This window comes from Pseudomonas sp. AG1028 (genome assembly GCF_007993955.1).
In the GTDB taxonomy this organism is placed as follows: Bacteria; Pseudomonadota; Gammaproteobacteria; order Pseudomonadales; family Pseudomonadaceae; genus Aquipseudomonas; species Aquipseudomonas straminea.
Genome location: NZ_VIVP01000007.1, coordinates 257,162 through 279,194, shown reverse-complemented (window position 1 = coordinate 279,194; position 22,033 = coordinate 257,162). Strand labels below are relative to the sequence as shown.

The window sequence follows — 22,033 nt, the reverse complement described above, 5'->3', positions numbered from 1 at the left end:
TGCAATGAAAGCTTCGCTGATCAACAAACTCGACCTGCTGCACGACCGCTTCGAAGAGGTCACGGCACTGCTCGGCGACGCCGAGGTGATCACCAACCAGACCCAGTTTCGCGCCTATTCCAAGGAATACGCCGAGATCGAGCCCGTGATCGCCGCGTTTCGCGAGTTTCGCAAGGTGCAGGCCGACCTCGAGGGCGCCCTGGCGCTGCTCAAGGACAGCGACCCGGATATGCGCGAAATGGCCGAGGAAGAAGTCGACACCGCCCGCGCGCGCCTTACCGAGCTGGAAGACAGCCTGCAGCGCATGCTGCTGCCCAAGGACCCCAACGACGGTCGTAACGTGTTCCTCGAAGTGCGCGCCGGCACCGGCGGCGACGAGGCGGCGATCTTTGCCGGCGATCTATTCCGCATGTACTCGCGTTACGCCGAGAAGCAGGGCTGGCGGGTGGAAGTGCTGTCGGCCAACGAAGGCGAGCACGGCGGCTTCAAGGAAGTGATCGCTCGGGTCGAGGGCGGCAACGTGTTCGGCAAGCTCAAGTTCGAATCCGGTGCGCACCGCGTGCAGCGCGTGCCGGAAACCGAGTCCCAGGGCCGCATCCACACTTCGGCGTGCACCGTCGCCGTGCTGCCCGAGCCCGACGAGCAGATGGCCATCGAGATCAACCCGGCGGATCTGCGCGTCGACACCTACCGCAGCTCCGGTGCCGGCGGTCAGCACGTCAACACCACCGACTCGGCGATTCGCATCACCCACATTCCCACCGGCACCGTGGTCGAGTGCCAGGAAGAGCGCTCCCAGCACAAGAACCGCGCCAAGGCCATGGCCTGGCTGGCGGCAAAGCTCAAGGACCAGCAGGACGCCGCCGCCCACAAGGAAATCTCCGACACCCGCAAGCTGCTGGTCGGCTCGGGCGACCGCTCCGAGCGCATTCGCACCTACAACTTCCCGCAAGGGCGGGTGACCGACCACCGCATCAACCTGACCCTGTATTCCCTGGGCGAAGTGATCGCCGGCGGCGTCGATGCGGTCATCGAGCCGCTGCTCGCCGAGTATCAGGCCGATCAGTTGGCCGCGTTGAGCGACTGAACCGAAAGCAGGGTGGAGCGGGGACTTCTTTATTCACCCAGAATGCCAGCGCCCCGATCCGCCCAGGAAGCCCGCCATGGCCACTATCGAATTTCTGCTCAACAGCAATGCGCTGCCCGACTCACCGACGCCGCGCCTGGACGCCGAGCTGCTGCTGGCCCATACATTGGGCAAGCCGCGCAGTTACCTGCGGACCTGGGCTGACCGTGAAGTCGAGCCAGCTGTCGCCGAAGCCTTCGCCGCCAGCCTGACGCGTCGGCGTAACGGTGAGCCGGTCGCCTATATCCTCGGTCGTCAGGGGTTCTGGAGCCTGGACCTGGACGTCGCGCCCCACACCCTGATCCCGCGCCCGGACACCGAGCTGCTGGTGGAAACCTCGCTGGTGCTGCTGCCCGGTGGCCCGGCCAGGGTGCTCGATCTAGGCACCGGCACCGGCGCCATCGCCCTGGCATTGGCCAGCGAACGGCCGGCCTGGCAGGTCATCGGCGTCGACCGGGTGGACGAGGCCGTGGCGCTGGCCGAGGGCAATCGCGCCCGGCTGGGCCTTGCTAATGCGTCGTTTCGTGCGAGCCACTGGTTCTCGGCATTGGCAGGCGAGCGCTATGGGCTGATCGTCAGCAACCCGCCCTATATAGCCAGCGATGATCATCACCTGGGCGAAGGCGACGTGCGTTTCGAGCCGAGCAGCGCGCTGGTGTCGGGCGTCGACGGGCTGGACGATATCCGCCTGATTATCGAGCAGGCGCCTGCCTACCTGGCAGCGCCTGGCTGGCTGTTGCTCGAACATGGTTTCGATCAGGCAGAGATGGTGCGCGAGTTATTCAGCCAGCGCGGCTTCGTCGAGGTTCACAGCCGCCGTGATCTCGCCGATCATGAGCGCATCAGCCTGGGGCGGTGGCCACATGAATGAACACCTGAGAGACGAGGAACTGCTGCGCTACAGCCGGCAGATTCTACTCTCGCAGATCGATGTAGACGGGCAACTGCGTCTCAAGGGCAGCCGCGTGCTGATCGTCGGCCTTGGCGGCCTCGGCTCGCCCGTGGCCCTGTACCTGGCGGCGGCTGGTGTGGGCGAGCTGCACCTGGCGGACTTCGACAGCGTCGACATGAGCAACCTGCAACGGCAGATCGCCCACGACACGAAGAGCATCGGCCGGAGCAAGGTCGACTCGGCACTGGCGCGGCTCGGCGCGCTCAATCCCCAGGTAACGCTGCGCCCCCATCGCCAGGCCCTGGATGCGGACTCCCTGGCCGCAGCCGTTGCGGCAGTAGACCTAGTACTCGACTGCTCGGACAACTTCACCACTCGCGAAGCCGTCAATGCCGCTTGCGTGGCGGCGCGCCGGCCGCTGGTCAGTGGTGCGGCGATCCGCCTGGAAGGGCAGTTGTCCGTGTTCGATCCGCGCCGCGAAGACAGCCCTTGTTACCACTGCCTGTACGGTCATGGCAGCGAGGCAGAGCTGACCTGTAGCGAAGCCGGCGTGGTCGGGCCGCTGGTCGGTCTGGTCGGTAGCCTGCAGGCGCTGGAAGCGCTGAAGCTGCTCGCCGGCTTCGGCGAGCCGCTGGTCGGCCGCCTGTTGCTGATCGATGCCTTTGGTTCGCGCTTCCGCGAACTGCGGGTAAAGCGCGACCCGGGTTGCGCCGTATGCGGGAATGGCGCCGATGCGTGACGCGCCGATCGGGGTATTCGATTCCGGCATTGGCGGTCTTACGGTATTGCGGGAAATCCGCACGCTGGTGCCGCAGGAAACCTTGTTCTACGTGTCCGATAGCGGCCACGTGCCCTACGGGGAAAAAAGCCCCGAGTACATTCGTGAACGCTGCCGGTTTATCGCCTCGTTCCTGCTCGAACGCGGCGCCAAGGCCTTGGTGCTGGCCTGCAATACCGCGACTGTTGCTGGTGTGGGTGAGCTGCGCACTCTTTATCCGCAGCTGCCGATTGTGGCCATGGAGCCAGCGGTAAAGCCTGCGGCAGCCGCGACGCGCTCTGGGGTGGTTGGCGTGCTGGCCACCACCGGGACGCTGAAGAGTGCGCGCTTCGCTGCCTTGCTCGACCAGTTCGCCAGTGATGTGCGGGTGGTCACCCAGCCCTGTCCGGGTTTGGTCGAGTTGATCGAGGCGGGGGATCTGCACGACCCTGCTTTGCTTGCTTTGCTGCGCGGTTACGTCGAGCCTCTGCTGGCCGAGGGCTGCGACACCCTGATCCTCGGCTGTACCCACTATCCCTTCCTGCGGCCGCTGCTCGAGCAGTGGCTTGACCCGTCGATCAGCCTGATCGACACGGGCGCGGCGGTGGCCCGGCAACTACAACGGTTGCTGGCCAGTCGCAACCTACTGGCCAACGGGCCGCGTGGCGTCGATCGCTTCTGGTGCAGCGGCGAGCCGGCGGCCATGCAACGGGTGTTGCCACTGCTTTGGGGGAGCGCCGAGCCGGTGGCCGTGCTGCCTGGAAATTAATTGGCCGTTAGGACAGTAAATATTTTTAGAACGAAGGGAACTTGTCTAAAGTCTGTAACTGTAGTTTTCACCCTGCCTCACTTAAAAGACTAAAAAAGTCCCTATACAAGGATGCTCCAATGAAGAAGCTGGTTGGCTTGGCCGCTGCAGTTGCGTTGTCTCTTGGGTCCGTTACAGCAGTTCAGGCCGCAGGCCTGAGCGTTTCCGTCGGCCAGACGGGCGACTCCACCATGGTTTACCGCCTGGGTGCGCAGTTCGATTTCAACAGCCGCTGGTTCGAAAGCAGCGTCGGTCATCTGGGTGGTTACTGGGATGCCGGTTACACCTACTGGCAGGGGGACGATACCGCCACCAACCACAGCATTTCGTTCGCACCGGTATTCGTTTACGAGTTCGCCGGGCAGACCGTCAAACCCTACCTGGAAGCCGGTATCGGGGTGGCAGCATTCTCCAGCACGCGTCTGGAGTCCAACGACCTGGGGTCGTCGTTCCAGTTCGAAGACCGCATCGGTGCGGGCCTGCGTTTCGCCGGTGGTCACGAAGTGGGCATCCGTGCGATGCACTATTCCAACGCCGGCATCAAGCAGCCGAACGATGGTGTAGAGGCGTATTCGCTGCACTATCGCTTCAACTACTAAGAACCTGTTCAATGTCTGCTGCGCGTCGGCACTGCTGCGTTAAAAACAGGCTCGGACTGCTCATTTACAGCTCGTAAACTCCGCGTCCTCGCCTGTTTTCGCCTTGCATTGCTCTAGCTCGCGAGACTTTGAACAGGCTCTAATCTGTAGCTGATGCAAAAAAACCGGGCCAAGGCCCGGTTTTTTTGCGCGGTTAGGCGCCAGGTCAGCGATAGATGCTGCCGATACCGCGGCGTTCTTCCAGGCACTCTGGCGCGCCCATTTCGAACTCGCGGCAGATCAGCGGGCGCACTTCGTAGATGGTGCAGCGCATGGTGTCGCGATCCAGTGCCGCGCACCAGCCATCGTCCAGGCGGCGCATCACTTCGCCGCCCCATTCGTCGCTGTCGATGAAACGCTCAGGCACACCGGTATCGGTGATCAGCATCACTTCCAGTTGGCAGCAGCAGGCCGCGCAGGTGCTGCAGCTGACCTGTTCGTCGATCTGGGTATGGGGAATCTGTAGGGCGTCGCTCATCGGCCTAGTCTACGCGAGGCTGCACGGCGCCACGCAAACCTTACATCGGGCGGGCAGCGTAGAGCCGGGCGAAACCATGCAGCAGTGGCAGCATGATGGCCCAGAGCAGCGCCACCAGTGCCAGAGTAGTGGCCTCGCCGAAGGGCAGGCGCAGCAGACCGAGCCAGGTGCTGGCGCCGTAGGAGAGTAGCGCGAAGCAGGCGCCAACGAGGCTGGCGCGCCACCAGGGCGCGGCCGTCCACTCCATGCAGTGATAGAGCGTGGTGCCCACCAGAAGCCAGACAAATGCCTGCCAGAGCGGAATCAACTGGCGCGCCTCACCGAAATCGAACAGGCCCAGCTGCAGCAGAAAGCTGTCCACGGCGCTACCGAACAGGAAGGCGCTGACCAGCAACTTGCCCTCGCGTTGCCAACTGCCGATACGCATCAGGTGTACCAGCAGTACCACCGCAACCACCCATAGCCAGTCGCCGCCGCCGAGTAGGCAGGCGAGCCAGCCGATTAAAAACAGCAGGGCGTTGAGCAGGTTTCTAGACACTCGATGCTATCCGGTTGCTGAACATAAAGGGCGCCGATGGTGCCTGTGCCAGCAATGTTGGTGCAAGCTTCGGGCGTGTCAGGAGATGTCCCGCTCGCTATGCAGCAGGCGGCGGCTTAGGGCCAAACGCAGGCGCGCAGGCAGCCGACCGAGCAGGCCGAGCGCAGCAATGAACGGGCCGGGAAAGGCGATTTCCAGCGGGCGCGCGTGTAGGCGCTTGGCGATATGCCGGGCGGCCTTGTCGGCTGACCAGCGCATTGGTGTGGAGTAGCCGCTGTTTTCCGAGTGCGCCGTGTCGACGAAACCCGGGGTGACCACGGTAACGGCGATCCCTTCCCGGGCCAGATCCACGCGCAGGGATTCGAGCAGGTAACGCACAGCGGCCTTGGCGGCCCCGAAGGCGCCGGCGCCCGGCAGCGGCAGGTAGGTGACCGCACTGGCAACACCGACCAGGTGCGGCGCTTGACCACGACGCAGCAGCGGTAGGGCAGCGACGATGCAGTGGCTGGCCGAGAACAGGTTGCCGCGCATCACCCGGGCCAAGGCGTCCGCCTCGAAGTTGCTGGCGTCCACATGTTCATAGACGCCGGCATTTAGAATCGCGCAGTCCAGCGCGCCCCACTGTTCGGCGAGCCTGGCGGCGATGGCGTCCACATCGGCGGGCTCGCCCAGATCGCCTGGCAGCACCAGCACCCGACCAGGAAAGCGCTCTGCCAGCACCTGCAGTGGCTCTTCGCGTCGCGCGCTCAGGGCCAGCAGATGGCCTTCTTTCAGCAGGCGCTCGGCTAACGCATGACCGATGCCACTGCTGGCACCGGTCAGCCAGATGCGCCGGCTGAACGCGCTCATGACGCCTCGCTGGCCGAAGGCAGGTTCTTGAAAGCGTCCAGCGCGCGTTGGCGGCTGGCGCGCAGGTCGACGATGGGCTTGGGATAGTCCACGCCAACGCCGAACAGGCTGGCCTGGCCCTTGCTGCCGGCGTGCGGATCGTGAATCGCCTTGTCGCTGAGTGAGGCCAACTCGGGCAGCCACTGGCGGATGAAGCGGCCGTCAGGATCGAAGCGTTGGGATTGGCTGATCGGGTTGAAAATACGGAAGTAGGGTACCGAGTCGGTACCGGTGGAGGCGCTCCACTGCCAGCCACCGTTGTTGGCGGCCAGATCGCCGTCGATCAGGTGGCGCATGAAGAAGCGCTCGCCCTCGCGCCAGTCGATCAGCAGGTTCTTGGTCAGGAACATCGCCACCACCATGCGCAGACGGTTATGCATCCAGCCGGTTTCCAGCAGCTGGCGCATGGCCGCGTCGATGATCGGGATGCCGGTGCGGCCTTCTTGCCAGGCCTTCAGGTCTTTGGCTGCGTTACGCCAGGGCAGCGCTTCGGTTTCCGGGCGGAAGGCACGGGCCATGGACACGTGCGGGTAACCGACCAGAATATGGGCGTAGAACTCGCGCCAGATCAGCTCGTTGATCCAGGTGACGGCGCCCTGGTTGCCGCTTTCGAACTCACCGCCGTTGGCATTCAGCGCCGCGTGCAGGCACTGGCGCGGCGACAGCACGCCGGCCGCCAGATACGCTGACAGCTGGCTGGTGCCGGGGCGAATCGGGAAATCGCGGTTGTCGTGATAGTCCTCGATCCACTCGTCAGCGAAGCGCTGCAGGCGTTCACGGGCCGCTTCTTCACCGGCGGGCCAGGCATCGCGCAGCGCTTTGTTGGGTGTATCGAAACCGGACACCTGCTCGGGGATCGGGTCGCCAGCTATCTTCAATTTTTCTTGTGCCTTGGGCAGCGCTACCAGTTTCGGCAGGGCCGTATGCAGGCGCTGATAGCAGACGCCGCGGAACTGGCTGTAAACCTTGAAGTAGGTGCCGGTACGGGTCAGCACGCTGCCTGGCTTGAACAGCACGCGATCGAGGTGGCTGTGGAAATTCACGCCCAGCTCGTCTAGCGCCGCGCTCACGGCTTCATCACGGCGGCCTTCGTTGACGCCGTATTCCTCATTGACGTGTACGGCATTGGCCTGCAGTTCCTGGGCGAGGGTGCCAAGCACCTTTGGCGCGGTGCCCCAGTCATCTGCTGTGCGAATCAGCAGCGGCACGTTGAGGCGTTGCAGCTCGCGGCTCAGCTCGGTCAGGTTGCGCAGCCAAAAATCCACCTTGCACGGCGCATCATCATGCTGCTGCCACTGGCCCGGGCTGAGCAGAAATACCGCGACCGTGGGCCCGGCCTGCATGGCGGCGGTAAGGGCGCTGTTGTCGGTGATACGCAGGTCGGTTCGAAACCACATCAGTTGCAGCATGGGGCGTCCTATTCGAGCAGATGGCGATCTGCGAGGTTTTGCAGCGCCGCCAGCGGATCGGCGACCACGGTGACGTCCGCTGAGTCGGGAGCGCGGGCGACCAGTTGCTCGGCTTCCTGCTGATTTTCGATACCGATCAGCAGACAGGGTATGCCGTGGTCGCCCAGCCACTGCTGCAGGGTCGACTGGGCGTCGGTGTTGGAGTCGGCTTCGCAGAACAGCAGCAGTGCGCGAGGGCGACGGCGGCTGATGGCCAGCGGAAGCTCATCAAGGGGCATCGGCCCATCGAAGGCGTCCACCGGGCAGCCCGCGGTGCCGATCAGCCAGGCGCACAGCCACAGCTGTGGCGACATCGGCGACTGGCAAAGGTTGATCAGCATCAGTGGCTGGCCTTGGTGCTGACGATTGTCGTGATACACCCGTGCGCCCAGCTTGCTGCGCAGCCAACTATGCAGGAACAGCCGTTCGGTGGCCGCTCCGGGCAGTTGTGGCCAGCGTGCTTCGAGGGTCACCAGCAATGGCAGCAGCAGATGCTGGCAGAGGATCTGCACCGGATAGAGCGCGAGCTCGGCGTTGAAGCGTTCATCCAGCTGGCGCTCGTCCAGTGCGTGGATGGCATCGCACAGGCGGTCACGTTTCTCCTGCCACTGCGAAGCCTGCTCGGCAGGCAGCGGCTGGTCGGCGCGCAGCAGGCTTTTCACTTGGCCGACGGAAACGCCTCGATTAAGCCAGCCGAGTACGGTCTGGATGGTCTGCACCTGCTCAGGTGAATACAGGCGGTGGCCCTTGGCGGTGCGGTGCGGGACGATCAGGCCGTAGCGGCGCTCCCAGGCGCGCAGGGTCACCGGGTTGACGCCAGTGATGCCGGCCACGTCGCGAATCGGCAGATAACCGGCGGCGACCAGGTCCTGCGCAGTGCCTGGCTGATTGGAAATTGGCCGGCTCATATGGCGTTTCGCAGGCTGAGGTTCTCCGGGTGCGGCTGCAGGTAGACCTGCTGGGCGATGTAGCGATCCGGGTGCTGACGGAAATGGTGCTTGAGCAGGGTCAGCGGCACCACCAGCGGGATGATGCCCTTGCGGTACTGGGTGATCAGCTGCTGCATTTCCTGCTTTTCCTCGGCGCTGAGGGCGCCCTTGAGGTAACCGCTCAGGTGCTGCAACACGTTGCTGTGGGTGCCGCGAGTGGCGCAGCGCTTGAGGGCGGTCATCAGCTCGGCGATGTAACGGCCGGCCAGTTCGTCCAGATCCTGCGCGGAGAGGTCGCTCAGCATCTGGCCCAGGCGCTTGTAGCGCAACGGGTCCGTGGCCATCAGCAGGTACTTGTGGCGGGCGTGGAATTCAATCAGCTTGCTGCGGGTCAAGCCTGATTCACAGAGTGTCTGCCACTGCGAGTAGGTGAACACGCGGGTCAGGAAGTTCTCGCGCAACACCGGGTCGTTGAGGCGGCCTTCTTCCTCGATGGGCAGGTTCGGGTGTCGCTCGCAGAGCACGCGGGTGAATATGCCGCGGCCTTTGGGTTCGCTAGGATGGCCATTATCTTGGTAGACCTTGACCCGCTCCAGGCCGCAGGACGGCGACTGCTGCATGACGATATAGCCGCTGATCGCCGGCAGTTCGGCTGCAACCTGTTCACCGTAGGCGGCTAGCGCATCGGTGTGATCCTGATCTGGATGCACGGTGCCTACCACGCGCGGCGCGGCCGGGTCGCCAACCAGACGAATGGGCTCGCGGGGCGTGCCCAGACCGATGGCCACTTCGGGGCAGTAGGGTATGAAATCGAAGTACTCGCTGAGCTGTTCCAAGCACAGCCTCGACGCCTTGTGGCCGCCGTTGTAGCGAACTTCGGCTCCCAGCAGGCAGGCGCTGACGCCGAGTGTGGGTTTTCTGCGGTACTGCGGGCTGACGGACATGGCGCACCTTCAAAAATGACCTTGTACAAGGCTTTGTTTCTGTACAGGGTTATTTCATCTTAAGCCTGATCTTGTACAAGTCAAATTTCGTGTACAGGGTTATAGGCATAGAGCCGGTCAATTCAGCCAGGTTCAACGCCATCCCGTCAGCCAGCGTTCGGCGTCCTGCAAGTCACGCCAGTCCAGGCGCTGAACGCGCTTGCTGAGCACCGCCTGCAGCTCCACTTCGAGCACGGTGCCTTCTTCGTCGCAAAACAGTTCGGTGACCAGAAAATGCTTTTCGCGGTTTTGCGGCCTTGCTGCCGTCCACTTCGACAGCAGCAGTTTGCGTGGCGTCAGCCGGTGTTTGGCGGCGTTCATTGGTTATGGGCGATCAGTTTGCGGGCTGCTTCCTGGCCGCTCAGCCAGGCGCCCTCGACACGGCCGGACAGGCACCAGTCGCCGCATACGTAAAGGCCCAGGTCGGCATCGGCCAGGGCGCCAAGCTGATGAGCGCCGGAGGGGCGCGCATACAGCCAGCGATGGGCCAGGCTGAACACCGGCGCGGGCACGGCGCAGCCGATCATTTCCGCGAAGGCGCCGTGCAGCTGTTCGATCACCTGATCTTTAGCCAGATCCAGATGTTGGCGGCTCCAGGTGCTACTGGCGTGCAGCACCCAGGTGTCAGGGATGGCATCGCGCCCCGGTTTGCTGCGGTTGCGTGCGGTCCAGTCGAGCACCTCGTCCTGCACGAAGCAGCCCTCCAGCGGTGTCTGTAGCGGCTCGGCAAAGGCCAGGGCTACCGCCCAGGTCGGTTCCATTGTTACCCCGGCTACGGTGCTGGCCAGCTTTGGTGCGGCCGCCAGCAGGGCGCTGGCCTGTGGTGCGGGAGTGGCAATGATCACCTGGGCGAACGGGCCGTGACTCTCGCCGTCGGCATCGAGCAAGTGCCAGTGCTGTTCGCCGCGAAACACCTCGGTGATGCGGCAGGAAAACTTCACAGGCAGCGCACCGAGCATGGCCCGGGTAATGGCGCTCATACGCGGTTTGCCGACCCAGCGCATCTGCTCGTCGGCCGAGGGGCTGAGCAAGCCGTTTGCAAATTGGTAGAGGTTGGGCGTCCAGGGTTCGACCCAGCCGCGGGCCTGCCATTGGGCCACAGTGGTGGCGAAGCGGCGATCACGGGCGGTGAAATACTGGGCGCCGAGGTCTAAGGCGCCAGCGTCGCTGCGCTTGCTGGCCATACGGCCGCCGCTGCCGCGACTCTTGTCGAACAATTGCACGGTGTAGCCGGCGGCGTGGAGCGCCTCGGCGGCGGACAGGCCGGCGATGCCGGTGCCGATGATGGCGATTGGAGCTGCGTTGGTCATGGTTACCTCACCTACTGTCGAGTCGCCGCGACTGCCTGTCGTCGACTCGCTGGGCCTCAGGCTACGCCTCGAACATCGCTCGTACAACGTGCAGGACATGCACGAGCACGTTCGTGTCGGGCAGTATCTGCAGCCAGGGCATCTACTCTTCAGAATAGGTGCGCCCGACAATAGTTTCCCCCGTTTCCGTCGGCGGCAGGCGGGGGCGCGGATTGTTCTTGAGCAAGCTTACACGCGTCGTGTCGAACGCTGAGACACAGCATAACGAGGAGTCTGTCATGCATATCCTGATCACCGGCGGTACCGGCCTGATTGGCCAGGCGCTCTGCCATCAGTGGGCCGCTCAGGGCCACCAGCTGACCGTGTGGAGCCGGCGCCCCGAGCAGGTGCCGGTGCTGTGTGGCACGGACGTGCGGGGCGTCGCACGCCTCGAGGACATCGGCGACGAGCCCCTCGATGCGGTGGTCAATCTGGCTGGCGCGCCGATTGCGGACCGCCCTTGGAGCAAGGCGCGCAAGCAACTGTTGTGGGAAAGCCGTATCGGGCTTACCGAACGCCTGGTGAGTTGGCTGCAGGGGCGCGAGCAGAAGCCGGCGGTGCTGCTGTCCGGCTCGGCGGTCGGCTGGTATGGCGATGCCGGCGAGCACATCATCGACGAGCAGGCCAAGCCAGGCGCTGATTTCGCCGCGCAGCTGTGCATCGCCTGGGAGGAGACCGCCCAGCAGGCCGAGGCGCTGGGCATTCGCGTAGTGCTGCTGCGTACCGGTCTGGTGCTGGCCAAGGAGGGCGGAATGCTCAAGCGCATGGCCACGCCGTTCCGTTTCGGTCTCGGTGGGCGCATCGGCAACGGACGCCAGTGGATGCCTTGGATTCATATCGCCGACCAAATCGCCCTGATTGATTTTCTCTTGCAGCATGAGCAGGCGCGCGGTCCCTATAATGCGTGCGCGCCACATCCGGTGCGCAATGCCGAGTTCGTCAAGGAGCTTGGTCATGCGGTGCACCGGCCCACGCTGATGCTGCTGCCGGGCTTCGCCTTGCGCGCGGCCCTTGGCGAGATGTCGCTGTTGTTGCTTGGCGGCCAGCACGCGTTGCCGGCCAGGGCGCAGGAGGCAGGCTTCGAGTTTCGCTTCACCCGCCTGGACGTGGCGCTGGTCGACCTGCTGAGCCTTCACTAACACCTGTTCGCGATCCGGCTGGGTCCTGATCGCGACACCTTCAAGGGATATTGCATGACCGATCACGCCTTACTGCTGGTCAACCTCGGCTCGCCGGCGTCCACCGAGGTCGCCGATGTGCGCAGTTATCTCAATCAGTTCCTGATGGACCCCTACGTGGTCGACCTGCCCTGGCCGCTGCGCCGGCTGCTGGTTTCGCTGATCCTGATCCGCCGCCCGGCCCAGTCGGCCCACGCCTATGCGTCGATCTGGTGGCCGGAAGGCTCGCCGCTGGTGGTGCTCAGCAAGCGCCTGCAGGAAGCGATGAAAAACCAGTGGACCCACGGCCCGGTGGAACTGGCCATGCGCTACGGCGAGCCGTCGCTGGAAACCGTGCTGGCACGCCTGGCCGGGCAGGGCATCACCCAGGTCACCCTGGCGCCGCTTTACCCGCAGTTCGCCGACAGCACCACTACCACGGTGATCGAGGAAGCCAAGCGTGTGGTGCGCGAGCGCAAGCTGCCGATCCGTTTCTCGATCCTGCCGCCGTTCTTCCAGGATCCCGATTACATCGAGGCCTTGGCCGACAGTGCTCGTCCGTACCTGGAGAAAGACTTCGATCACCTGCTGCTGAGCTTCCACGGTTTGCCGGAGCGCCACCTGCGCAAGCTCGATGCGACCAATCACTGTCTGCGCGGGCCGGACTGCTGCCGCACGGCATCGCCCCAGGTGCTTGCCACCTGCTACCGGGCCCAGTGCATGCGCAGCGCCGAAGCCTTTGCCACGCGCATGGGGCTGCGCCCGGAGCAGTGGTCGGTGTCGTTCCAGTCGCGCCTGGGCAGGGACAAGTGGATCGAGCCTTACACCGAGGCGCGCCTCGACGAGCTGGCCGCGCAAGGTGTGAAGAAACTTTTGGTGATGTGCCCGGCCTTCGTCGCCGACTGCATCGAGACCCTGGAAGAGATCGGCGACCGGGGCCGCGAGCAGTTCGTCGAGGCCGGCGGTGAAAGCCTGGAGCTGGTGCCCTGCCTGAACGACCACCCGAGCTGGGTGGAGGCGCTCAAGCGGCTGTGCGAGCGAGCCCCGCAGAGCGTGTAAAAAAATGCCCGGCTAGTGCCGGGCATTTTTCTTTGCTTCTCAGATGTCAGGCGCCTCGTCGGCAGCCTTGCGTTTCCACCCATCGTTGCCGGGCAGAATCAGATTCAGCAGGATCGCGACGATGGCGCACAGGGCGATGCCCTTGAGGCCGAAGTCGTCCGGGCCGTCGCCGGTGCCGATCAGCACGCCACCGATGCCGAACACCAGGGTGACCGAGACGATCACCAGGTTGCGCGCCTCACTGAGATCGATGTTATGGCGGATCAGGGTGTTCATGCCCACCGCGGCGATTGAGCCGAACAGCAGACACAGGATGCCGCCCATCACCGGTACCGGAATGCTCTGCAGGATGGCGCCGAACTTGCCAATGAAGGCCAGGGCGATGGCGAAGATCGCTGCCCAGGTCATGATCTTCGGGTTGTAGGCCTTGGTCAGCATCACCGCGCCAGTGACTTCGGCGTAGGTGGTGTTGGGCGGGCCGCCGAACAGGCCGGCGGCCGAGGTGGCCAGGCCGTCGCCGAGCAGTGTGCGGTGCAGGCCTGGCTTCTTCAGGTAGTTCTTGCCGGTTACGCCGCCCACCGCGATGACGCCGCCGATATGCTCGATGGCCGGTGCCAGGGCGACCGGCACGATGAACAGGATCGCCTGCCAGTTGAACGCCGGCGCGGTGAACGCCGGTACCGCCAGCCAGGGCGCGTCGGCCACGTGGCTCAGGTCCAGGGCGCCGAAATAGATCGACAGGGCGAAGCCCACCAGGATGCCGGAGATGATCGGGACCAGGCGGAAGATGCCACGGCCGAACACGGCGACGATCAGGGTGGTCAGCAGGGTCGGCATGGAGATCCACATCGCCGTGCTGTAAGGCAGCAGCACGCTGCCGTCACCGGCCTTGCCCATGGCCATGTTGGCGGCGATCGGCGCCATGGCCAGGCCGATGGAAATGATCACCGGGCCGATCACCACCGGCGGCAGCAGGCGGTCGATGAAACCGGTACCCTTGATCTTCACGGCCAGGCCGAGAAAGGTGTAAACGAAGCCCGCCGCGACTACGCCGCCCATGGTTTCCGCCAGGCCGAACTGGCCCTTGGCGAGAATGATCGGGGTGATGAAGGCGAAGCTCGAGGCCAGGAACACCGGTACCTGGCGACCGGTGACGATCTGGAACAGGATGGTGCCCAGGCCCGCCGTGAACAGCGCCACGTTGGGATCCAGGCCAGTGATCAACGGCATCAGCACCAGCGCGCCAAAGGCCACGAACAACATCTGGGCGCCGGACAGCACCTGGCGCCACAGCGGATCGTTGAATTCGTCGCGCATCGATCAGGCGTCCTTCTGCTTGGTGCCGAAGATCTTGTCGCCGGCATCACCGAGGCCCGGGATGATGTAGCCGTGTTCGTTGAGGCGCTGGTCGATGGAGGCGGTGTAGATCTGCACATCCGGGTGCGCTTCATTCACCGCCTTGATACCTTCGGGGGCAGCGACGAGCACCATGGCGCGGATTTCCTTGCAGCCAGCCTTTTTCAGCAAGTCGATAGTGGCGACCATGGAACTGCCGGTGGCGAGCATCGGGTCGATGATCATCGCCAGGCGCTCGTTGATTTCCGGCACCAGCTTTTCCAGGTAGGTGTGCGCCTGCAGGGTTTCCTCGTTGCGGGCCACGCCGACGGCGCTGACCTTGGCGCCCGGAATCAGGCTGAGCACGCCGTCGAGCATGCCGATGCCTGCGCGCAAAATCGGCACCACGGTGATCTTCTTGCCGGAGATCTTCTCGACCTGCACGGGACCCGCCCAGCCTTCGATTTCATAGATTTCCAGGCGCAGATCCTTGGTCGCCTCATAAGTGAGCAGGGCGCCCACTTCCTGGGCCAGCTCACGGAAGTTCTTGGTACTGATATCCGCGCGGCGCATGAGGCCGATCTTGTGGCGAATCAGCGGGTGGCGGATCTCGAGGACGGGCATTGCGGGTCTCCGGCAAAAATGGGCAAAAAACACGCTAGATTAAAGCATTGCATTGCAACTTGGCGCTGCCGATATGGAACTTTTTGCATTCGTCGAGCAACGGCTGTGCCATTTGTCGTGTGTCGCTGCCGGCGCTTGCGCCTTGTCAGGCGGATGCGTAACGTGGCCGACTTTTTTCTGACCCGGTGAAAAATCCCGCGCCGGGGCCACCCATGCGGAGCCGCCTGCGCCCGCCAACGAGGACACCCTATGTCTGCCGATCTCGCCCACATCCGCCAGGTCATGGCCGAAGCCGACTGCCTGTACAGCGAAGCCGACGTGGAAGCCGCCATCACCCGCGTCGCCGCCGCCATCAACGCTGATCTGGCCGAGCGCAACCCGGTGGTGTTCTGTGTGATGAACGGCGGGCTGATCTTCTCCGGCAAGCTGCTCACCCAGCTCGACTTCCCCCTGGAAGCCAGCTACCTGCACGCCAGCCGCTACCGCAACCAGACCAGCGGCGGCGAGCTGTTCTGGAAGGCCAAGCCGGAAGTGTCGTTCATCGACCGCGACGTGCTGATCATCGATGACATCCTCGACGAAGGGCACACCCTGGGCGCGATCATCGATTTCTGCCACCACGCCGGTGCCGCCAACGTGCACACCGCGGTGCTGATCGACAAGGATCACGACCGCAAGGCACGCCCGGACCTGAAGGCCGATTACGTGGGCCTGCCGTGCATCGACCGCTACATCTTCGGTTACGGCATGGACTACAAGGGCTACTGGCGCAATGCGCCGGGCATCTATGCGGTGAAGGGGCTCTGAGAGCCTGTTCCCGATTTTTTGGGCGACATGAAAGAGACGGCTACAAGGCAATAGCAGCCGTTCGCGTAACCCGTAGGAGGGGCTTCAGCCCCGAGCTTTTTATCAAGGCAAACAAAGAGCTCGGGGCTGAAGCCCCTCCTACAAGTACTCCGTTCACCGGCTGCTAACGCCACTTTGCAGGCAAAGCGCTGAAATCACCCCCGAAGATCGTGAATGGCTTCCAAGCCCCTCGGCTGGCTGGCACGCGATTCAGGCGTCGCTTGGCCAGCTCTCGCAGATCGCTCGCGCCTGGGGCAGATCGCGGGCGTAACTGAGGCGCCCGTGGGCCCGCTGCAGGCCAGCCCTACGCAGCTTCAGGCGCAGTGATGGCGACGCGCCGCTGATGATCAGGGCGATGCCCTGCTGGCGGTATTCCAGCACGGTGCTGTGCAGGGCGGCGAGGGCGGTCATGTCGAGCATCGGCACGGCGCTGACATCCAGAATCACCACGCGGATATGCGGATCGAGCCGGCGCAGCGCTTCCAGTGTGCGCTGCGCCGCGCCGAAGAACAGCGGCCCGCGGATGGCCAGGGCCAGCACGTGTTCGGGCAGGTCGCTCAGGGCCTGATGGCCGTTGCGCGGCAGGCGCTGGGCATCGGTCAGCTCGCTCATCCGTTTGATGAACAGCCCGGCGGCCAGCAGCAGGCCGACGCCCACCGCCAATACCATATCGAACAGCACCGTCAGCGAGAGGCAGGTGAGCAGCACCAGCACATCGCTGCGCGGCGCGATGCGCAGGGTATGAGCTACGTGATGGGCCTCGCTCATGTTCCACGCCACGATCAGCAGCAGAGCGGCCAGCGCGGCCATCGGCAGGTAGCTGAACAGCGGGGCGAGAAACAGGATGGCCGCCAGTACCACGCCAGCATGAATGATTGCGGCGAGCGGCGAGCGCGCGCCGGCCCGCACGTTAGTGGCGCTGCGGGCAATGGCTGCGGTGGCGGTGATACCACCGAACAGCGGTGCGACCAGATTGCCGATGCCTTGGCCGAGCAGTTCGGCATTGGGGTCGTGCTTGCTGCCGGTCATGCCGTCGGCCACCACCGCGCAGAGCAGCGACTCGATAGCGCCGAGCATGGCGATGGCGAAGGCCGGCGCCAGTAACTGGCGGATCAGTTCGAACGACAGCACCAGCGGCTGACCATCGGCGCCCGGCAGTTGCCAGGGCCAGGCGAAGCTCGGCAGGAAAGGTGGAATGCCTGGGTAGCTGACGCCGTCGACGCTGTAACTGAAACGCTCACCGAGGGTCGCTACCGGCAAGCCACCGTGTTCCAGTGCCAGGCCCAAGAGCGCACCGACCGTCAGCGCTACCAAGTGCCCGGGTACCCGCGGCACCAGCCGCGGCCAGACCAACAATACGCCGAGGCACGCCAGCGCAACCATCGTGTCCCCGGGCTGGATGCCTGGCAGCGCCTGCCAGAGCATCTGTATCTGCTGCACGTAGTGGCTCGGCTGCCCGGCCAGTTGCAGGCCAAGCAGATCCTTGAGCTGCAGGGTGGCGATGACGATGCCGATGCCGGCGGTGAAGCCAAGGGTGACCGGGTAGGGCACGAACTCGATCAGCCGCCCGGCCTTGAGCAGGCCCAGGGCGATCAGGATAAGCCCGGCCATCACCGTGCACAGCAGCAGGCCGCCAATGCCGAACTGCTGGGTAATCGGCAACAGGATCACCACGAAGGCCGCCGTAGGGCCGGAGATGTTGAAGCGCGAACCGCCACACAGGGCAATCAGCGGTGCGGCGACCAGCACCGTGTAGAGGCCGTGTTGCGGCGCTACACCGACGGCGATCGCCAAAGCCATGGCCAGTGGAATGGCGATGATGCCCACCGTGAGGCCGGCAGCCAGGTCGCCGCGCAGGCTGGCCCAAGAGTAGCCACTACGCAGGCTCTGGCGGCAGGCGGCGAACAGGGTAGGCATGGCGGCGCTTCCTGAAAGGAATGCCGGCAGTATAGAACGGCGCCGGACGCCCGGGTGTTGACTTAGGTCGCGTACCGCCTTGCCTGTGGCGGTGATAGGAGCGCCGGATGCGCGGTGCGTTGAGCGCTCGTCACGCCAGGGGTACACTGCCGGCCCCGTGTTCTGGTTGGCTGGAGTGAGCGATGCGTAAAGACAAGAAGCAGGTCATTGGTGACGACATCAGCGATGAGCAGATCAAGCTGTTCCTCGCCGTGGAACCGGCCGATGCCACGCCGCCTTCGCTGCACAAACTGGTTAAAGCCTACCGCGGCCTGCGTGACCACGACTTCGAACGTTTCCTGGGCTTCTTCGTCGAGGCCGGTTACGACCTGGATGCCAAGGACGCTGACGGTAATGACTTCGTTGCCTTGATCCAGGATCAGCGCAATGCTGAGGCCTACATCGCGGCAGTCAAAGCTGCTCGCAGTTAAGAACCTGTCCACGAGTTTTTAGGCGACGTAAAAGAGGCTGCTACAAGGTAGAAACAGAAGCTCAGCGATTGCGTAGGAGCGGCTTTAGCCGCGAGTTTTTATTAACGCAAACAAAGAGCTCGGGGCTAGAGCCCCTCCTACTAAAGCCTCGCGTTCACCGGCGGCGACATCCAGTCGTCGCCTATCTGATCAGCGCAGCAAGCTAATCGCCGCGCTTGCTGTCGATCCGTTCCAGGCGATTGCCTTCGAAACGCAGAAAGTAGTTCATGCCGTTGCGCGGCCCATAGCTCCATTCCTCGATCTGCACCTCATGGGTGAAACCGTAGCGGTCGGTCTGATCTTTGTAGCCGATGAACGAACGGTTGTTCGGTTCGCCGCATTTGGCCTGTACTTCGGCCGTGGTGTCGCCGGTGCTGGCGATCGCTCTGTCGCAGCGCCAGGTCGAGGCATTGGCGGTGCCGGCCAGCAGCACCAGCAGGGCGCAGGGAAATAGTGTCTTGATCATGGTCATTGCCGGCGTTTGCGCTCGATGCGCGTTAGCCGATTGCCCTCGAAGGTCAGGATGGTAAACATGCCGTTGCTGGGCTCGTAGGCCCATTCCTCGATATTGGTTTCGCGCCGGTTGTAGGGGCCGACCGTGTAGCCGACCGGGTCACGGAACGCGGGCTCACCGCATTTCTGCATCACCTCGAAGGTACGATCACCAAGGTTCACCAGCTTGCTGCCACAGCGTAGCGTGTCGGCGTGACTCAGCAGTGGGCTGGCGCATAACACCAGCAGCAGACCTAGTCGTTTCATGCTTGTCACTCGCTGCCCAGATGAAGGGGAATGGCCACACGGCCATCGGGTTCTGCCTGGCCGAGGTTGACGTCGAGCAGATAGATGCGCTCGTCCGCCAGTTTGTCGCGGTCCACCAGGTAATCCTTGACCGCCGCCGCGCGCTGCTGCGCGAGCTGGCGCTGCAGACCGCGGCTGTCACTCCAGGATGCCAGCACGGCCGCATGCAGTTTGGCGGTGCGTTCGTCATCGCTCAGTTTGGCCCATTCGGCCGGCGGCTGCTGCTTGAGGCGCGCGCGGTAGATGCCTTCGAGTAGTGGGGCTTTCTCGTCCTCGGGCACCACCAGCTCCTCGGCACTGCCCGGCACCTTATCGCCACGGCGCTGCATGATGCGGTACAGGTAATCCTGATATTCGCGTTGCAGGCGTCGCTCTGCGAGCAGCGGGCCGTCGGCACTCTGGGCAGCTGCGCCTTCGATTTCCAGGCGCAGGGCGGGGCGTTCCTGCAGGGCGTCAGCCAGGGTGTCCAGAGTCTTTTGCGCCTGCTCGTCGAGCTCGGCGCTGCCAGGGGCGAAGGCCACGGTGCTCAGGTCCATGTCGCTGCCGCCCCTGACGAGCCCACCGATGAACTTGAACGGTGCCTGGGCGGTGCGCAGCACCAGGTTGCGCAAGGTCTGCCAGACGATGGGCATGACGCTGAATTGCGGGTCGTTGAGGTTGCCCTGCAGCGGCAGTTCCAGGGAGATGCGCCCCTGGGTGTCTTTGAGCAGGGCCACGGCCAGGCGAATCGGCAGGTCGACGGCGTCCGGGCTGTCGACCTTCTCGCCCAGTTGCAATTGCTCAACCAGCACCTTGTTCTCGGCGTTGAGCTTGCCGTCGTTGATGCGGTAGTGCAGGTCCAGATTCAGGCGGCCCTTGCGGATGCGGTAGCCGGCGAACTTGCCGGAGTAGGGCGTCAGGGTAGTCAGCTCGACCTGCTTGAACTGGGTGGCGATATCCAGGCTCTGTAGCGGATCGAACGGCGTCAGGCTGCCCTTGATGCTGACCGGCGCGTAGCGGTCCACCTTGCCGGTGACGTTGACCGGCGCCGGTTTGCTGCTGGTGCTGTCCAGGGTGCCGATGCGGCCATTGAGCTGCTGCACGGCGGTGGCGAAGTTGGGCCTGAGGCTGAAGTCGGCGAAGTTGGCCGAGCCATCTTTCAGGCTGACCTCGCCAATGCGGATCGCCAGCGGCTTGTCCGCAGAGGCATCGGCGGACGCCTTCGCCTGCGAGGCGTTGCCGGCCGGTTGCTTGATGATCAGCTCGTTGACGTTGGTGGTCAGGTCTTCGTTGATGATGAAGCGCGCATAGGGCTGCTCCAGGTCCACCCGCTCGATGTCCAGGCGCTCACCGTGGCGGTAGTCGATGCCGCCCAGGTCGAGCTGCTTCCAGCGCAGCAGGTCACGGTCCTTGATGGTGTCCAGGGTGTGCAGCTGGGTCACCTGCGCCATGCCCTGCACGCGCAGCGCCAGCGGTTCGGTGCCGGTCAGGGCGACATCCAGATCGCTATTGAGCAGGCCGCTGCGCAGCTCCAGATGTACGAAGGGGCTGATATAGGCCTGGGCCACACGCATATCGACGTTGCGGGTGGCGACCTTCAGGCTGGCGGTGGTCGGGCTCAATTGCACCTGGCCCTCGGCCTGCAGCTTGCCCTGTTTGCCGACCCCGGTATCCAGTTTGAGCGTGAAGGGCGAGGTGCCCAGGCTGTCGAAGTTCTGCATGTCCAGATCGAGCGGGCCAAGTTCGACGGCCACGTCCTCGTCCGGCACGCGGTCCACCAGGTGAGCGTGGTAGTCGCGCAGTTGCACGTCCTTGACCTGCACCTGCCAGGGCTTGGCCGGCTGCTTGGTGGCCGGCTGGGCTTGGCTGTCGCTCTCGCTGGCACTCGGTCGTTTGCCGTCGTCCGTTGGTGCCTGCGCTGGCGCTGGCCGTGGCTCGCCGGCGAACAGCTTCTGCCAGTCCAGCTCGCCATCCTTTTCTCGGCTCGCCCAGGCTTCCAGCGCTTGCCCGCGAACCTTGCCGATGACCACCTGCTGCTTGGCCAGATCCAGCGAGCCTTCGCTGACCTCCAGCGATTGCAGCTTGATCAGCGGCTTGCCGTCCGGCGCCTTCATGGCGAACGGCGCCGCCTTGAGGCGCGTGTTGCTGAGGCTCAGCTCGGTGCCCTTGCGCAAGTCCAGGCGGTAGTCGGTGCTGAGGTTGACCACGCCCTGTTCGAGCACCAGCGGCACAGCGTCGCGCACGTAGGGCCAGAACGCCTGCATGGGTTCGTCGGTGATCTTCAGGGTGCCGCTGGAGCTGAACGGGCTCAGGCTCAGCTCGCCGCTCCAGTCGATACGTCCGCCCGCCGGGCCGGTGGCCACCAGGGTCATGTCGGCGTTGTCGTCGGGCAGGGTGCTGAGGTTGTGCAGCTCGAGGTTCAGGTCGTCGTAGTGGATGTCGATCGGCTCCTGCGGGCGCAGGTCCTGAAAACGCAGGTTACCGCCTGCCAGTTCGATACGGTCGATGCGCAGCGGAAACGGCTCGCCAGGCTCATCAGTTTTGGGCTCGCTGGGCGGCAGCTTGAACAGCTGCGCCAGGTTGAGGGTGCCGTCCTTGCCGAAGCGCACTTCGGTGTGCGGCTTGACCAGGGTGACGTCCGCCAGGTGCAGAGCGCCGCTCCACAGGCTGTCCAGTTCCAGGTTCACCGCCAGGTGCTCGAAAGCCACCTGTTCCTTGCCGGGCTCACCCAGGTGCAGGCCCCATAGTTTCAATTCCAGGGTGAAGGGGTTGAGCTGCAGGCGATCCAATCGCGCCGGCTCGGTCGCGTAGTTCTCCAACTGCTGATTGGCGATACGCAGGGCAACGCCCGGCAGGATCAGGAAGCCGATCAGGCTGTACAGGCCCAGAGCAATCAACAGAGCAGTGGCGGCGCGGCGCAATCCTTTGGGCATGGTTTCGCTTCATCTTCCTGGCGGGAGTGCCTTGGATTATGG

Annotated in this window: 23 protein-coding genes; 9 read left to right on the top strand and 14 right to left on the bottom strand. The window is 64.2% G+C overall.

Annotation, left to right across the window (positions count from 1 at the left end):
* Nucleotides 1-4: 4 nt before the first annotated feature.
* The 5 genes from prfA (at nucleotide 5) to FB481_RS13895 (ending at nucleotide 4,182) form a co-directional block, all read left to right on the top strand.
* A complete protein-coding gene (gene prfA, locus FB481_RS13915; RefSeq protein ID WP_147176771.1) occupies nucleotides 5-1,087 on the top strand; it encodes a peptide chain release factor 1 in 1,083 nt (360 codons plus the stop codon).
* A 76-nt stretch (nucleotides 1,088-1,163) separates the two neighbouring features.
* Nucleotides 1,164-1,997: a peptide chain release factor N(5)-glutamine methyltransferase gene (prmC, locus tag FB481_RS13910; RefSeq protein ID WP_147176770.1), complete on the top strand. Its 834-nt coding sequence runs from the start codon at nucleotides 1,164-1,166 to the stop codon at nucleotides 1,995-1,997.
* A complete protein-coding gene (locus FB481_RS13905; protein WP_147176769.1) occupies nucleotides 1,990-2,757 on the top strand; it encodes a molybdopterin-synthase adenylyltransferase MoeB in 768 nt (255 codons plus the stop codon). The genes prmC and FB481_RS13905 overlap by 8 nt, the downstream gene beginning before the upstream one ends.
* The gene (murI, locus tag FB481_RS13900) at nucleotides 2,750-3,544 is read left to right on the top strand and encodes a glutamate racemase (protein ID WP_093505674.1); all 795 of its coding nucleotides are present in this window, start codon (nucleotides 2,750-2,752) and stop codon (nucleotides 3,542-3,544) included. The genes FB481_RS13905 and murI overlap by 8 nt, the downstream gene beginning before the upstream one ends.
* Nucleotides 3,545-3,663: 119 nt before the next feature.
* Nucleotides 3,664-4,182 carry an acyloxyacyl hydrolase gene (locus FB481_RS13895; protein ID WP_093505676.1) on the top strand — a complete coding sequence of 173 codons (519 nt, stop codon included), beginning with the start codon at nucleotides 3,664-3,666 and terminating at the stop codon, nucleotides 4,180-4,182.
* Nucleotides 4,183-4,387: 205 nt separating this feature from the next.
* Here the strand turns inward: FB481_RS13895 and FB481_RS13890 are convergent, their stop codons facing one another.
* The 8 genes from FB481_RS13890 to FB481_RS13855 form a co-directional block, all read right to left on the bottom strand.
* The gene (locus FB481_RS13890; RefSeq protein WP_147176768.1) at nucleotides 4,388-4,699 is read right to left on the bottom strand and encodes a YkgJ family cysteine cluster protein; all 312 of its coding nucleotides are present in this window, start codon (nucleotides 4,697-4,699) and stop codon (nucleotides 4,388-4,390) included.
* 40 nt (nucleotides 4,700-4,739) lie between these two features.
* Nucleotides 4,740-5,237, bottom strand: a complete 498-nt coding sequence (locus tag FB481_RS13885; RefSeq protein WP_093505680.1) for a DUF2878 domain-containing protein — start codon at nucleotides 5,235-5,237, stop codon at nucleotides 4,740-4,742.
* Nucleotides 5,238-5,315: 78 nt separating this feature from the next.
* Nucleotides 5,316-6,086, bottom strand: coding sequence for an SDR family oxidoreductase (locus FB481_RS13880; protein WP_093505682.1), 771 nt, complete (start codon nucleotides 6,084-6,086; stop codon nucleotides 5,316-5,318).
* The gene (gene phrB, locus FB481_RS13875) at nucleotides 6,083-7,531 is read right to left on the bottom strand and encodes a deoxyribodipyrimidine photo-lyase (protein ID WP_147176810.1); all 1,449 of its coding nucleotides are present in this window, start codon (nucleotides 7,529-7,531) and stop codon (nucleotides 6,083-6,085) included. Before phrB ends, FB481_RS13880 begins: the two co-directional genes overlap by 4 nt.
* Nucleotides 7,532-7,542: 11 nt before the next feature.
* On the bottom strand, nucleotides 7,543-8,481 hold the full coding sequence (locus FB481_RS13870; protein WP_093505684.1) for a MerR family transcriptional regulator: 939 nt from the start codon (nucleotides 8,479-8,481) through the stop codon (nucleotides 7,543-7,545).
* Entirely contained in the window at nucleotides 8,478-9,446 is a 969-nt protein-coding gene (locus FB481_RS13865; RefSeq protein ID WP_093505686.1) for a DUF523 and DUF1722 domain-containing protein, read from the bottom strand. The genes FB481_RS13870 and FB481_RS13865 overlap by 4 nt, the downstream gene beginning before the upstream one ends.
* Nucleotides 9,447-9,578: 132 nt before the next feature.
* A complete protein-coding gene (locus tag FB481_RS13860; protein WP_147176767.1) occupies nucleotides 9,579-9,806 on the bottom strand; it encodes a TIGR02450 family Trp-rich protein in 228 nt (75 codons plus the stop codon).
* Nucleotides 9,803-10,795 carry an NAD(P)/FAD-dependent oxidoreductase gene (locus tag FB481_RS13855; protein ID WP_147176766.1) on the bottom strand — a complete coding sequence of 331 codons (993 nt, stop codon included), beginning with the start codon at nucleotides 10,793-10,795 and terminating at the stop codon, nucleotides 9,803-9,805. Before FB481_RS13855 ends, FB481_RS13860 begins: the two co-directional genes overlap by 4 nt.
* A 278-nt stretch (nucleotides 10,796-11,073) precedes the next feature.
* Here FB481_RS13855 and FB481_RS13850 point away from each other — a divergent pair, with 278 nt between their 5' ends.
* Nucleotides 11,074-11,973, top strand: a complete 900-nt coding sequence (locus tag FB481_RS13850) for a TIGR01777 family oxidoreductase (RefSeq protein WP_147176765.1) — start codon at nucleotides 11,074-11,076, stop codon at nucleotides 11,971-11,973.
* Nucleotides 11,974-12,027: 54 nt separating this feature from the next.
* Nucleotides 12,028-13,050 (top strand): ferrochelatase, encoded by a 1,023-nt coding sequence (gene hemH, locus FB481_RS13845; protein ID WP_093505693.1) that lies wholly within the window; start codon nucleotides 12,028-12,030, stop codon nucleotides 13,048-13,050.
* A 39-nt stretch (nucleotides 13,051-13,089) separates the two neighbouring features.
* Here hemH and FB481_RS13840 read toward each other — a convergent pair whose 3' ends face one another.
* Together FB481_RS13840 and upp are read right to left on the bottom strand one after the other, a co-directional pair.
* The gene (locus FB481_RS13840; RefSeq protein ID WP_147176764.1) at nucleotides 13,090-14,367 is read right to left on the bottom strand and encodes a uracil-xanthine permease family protein; all 1,278 of its coding nucleotides are present in this window, start codon (nucleotides 14,365-14,367) and stop codon (nucleotides 13,090-13,092) included.
* Between the two features lie 3 nt (nucleotides 14,368-14,370).
* Entirely contained in the window at nucleotides 14,371-15,009 is a 639-nt protein-coding gene (gene upp / locus FB481_RS13835) for a uracil phosphoribosyltransferase (protein ID WP_147176763.1), read from the bottom strand.
* A 249-nt stretch (nucleotides 15,010-15,258) separates the two neighbouring features.
* Here upp and FB481_RS13830 point away from each other — a divergent pair, with 249 nt between their 5' ends.
* Nucleotides 15,259-15,816, top strand: coding sequence for a hypoxanthine-guanine phosphoribosyltransferase (locus FB481_RS13830; protein WP_013790053.1), 558 nt, complete (start codon nucleotides 15,259-15,261; stop codon nucleotides 15,814-15,816).
* Nucleotides 15,817-16,065: 249 nt separating this feature from the next.
* Here FB481_RS13830 and dauA read toward each other — a convergent pair whose 3' ends face one another.
* Nucleotides 16,066-17,772: a C4-dicarboxylic acid transporter DauA gene (gene dauA, locus FB481_RS13825; protein WP_093505697.1), complete on the bottom strand. Its 1,707-nt coding sequence runs from the start codon at nucleotides 17,770-17,772 to the stop codon at nucleotides 16,066-16,068.
* Nucleotides 17,773-17,954: 182 nt separating this feature from the next.
* On the opposite strand from dauA, the gene FB481_RS13820 reads away from it, so the two are divergent.
* Nucleotides 17,955-18,242 carry a PA4642 family protein gene (locus FB481_RS13820; RefSeq protein ID WP_147176762.1) on the top strand — a complete coding sequence of 96 codons (288 nt, stop codon included), beginning with the start codon at nucleotides 17,955-17,957 and terminating at the stop codon, nucleotides 18,240-18,242.
* Nucleotides 18,243-18,444: 202 nt separating this feature from the next.
* Here the strand turns inward: FB481_RS13820 and FB481_RS13815 are convergent, their stop codons facing one another.
* From FB481_RS13815 to FB481_RS13805, 3 genes are read right to left on the bottom strand one after another with little or no spacing between them, the layout of a single operon-like run.
* On the bottom strand, nucleotides 18,445-18,753 hold the full coding sequence (locus FB481_RS13815; RefSeq protein ID WP_081729549.1) for a DUF2845 domain-containing protein: 309 nt from the start codon (nucleotides 18,751-18,753) through the stop codon (nucleotides 18,445-18,447).
* Entirely contained in the window at nucleotides 18,750-19,040 is a 291-nt protein-coding gene (locus FB481_RS13810) for a DUF2845 domain-containing protein (RefSeq protein WP_093505701.1), read from the bottom strand. The genes FB481_RS13815 and FB481_RS13810 overlap by 4 nt, the downstream gene beginning before the upstream one ends.
* Nucleotides 19,041-19,045: 5 nt before the next feature.
* Nucleotides 19,046-21,991: a DUF748 domain-containing protein gene (locus FB481_RS13805; protein ID WP_147176761.1), complete on the bottom strand. Its 2,946-nt coding sequence runs from the start codon at nucleotides 21,989-21,991 to the stop codon at nucleotides 19,046-19,048.
* Between the last annotated feature and the right edge of the window lie 42 nt (nucleotides 21,992-22,033).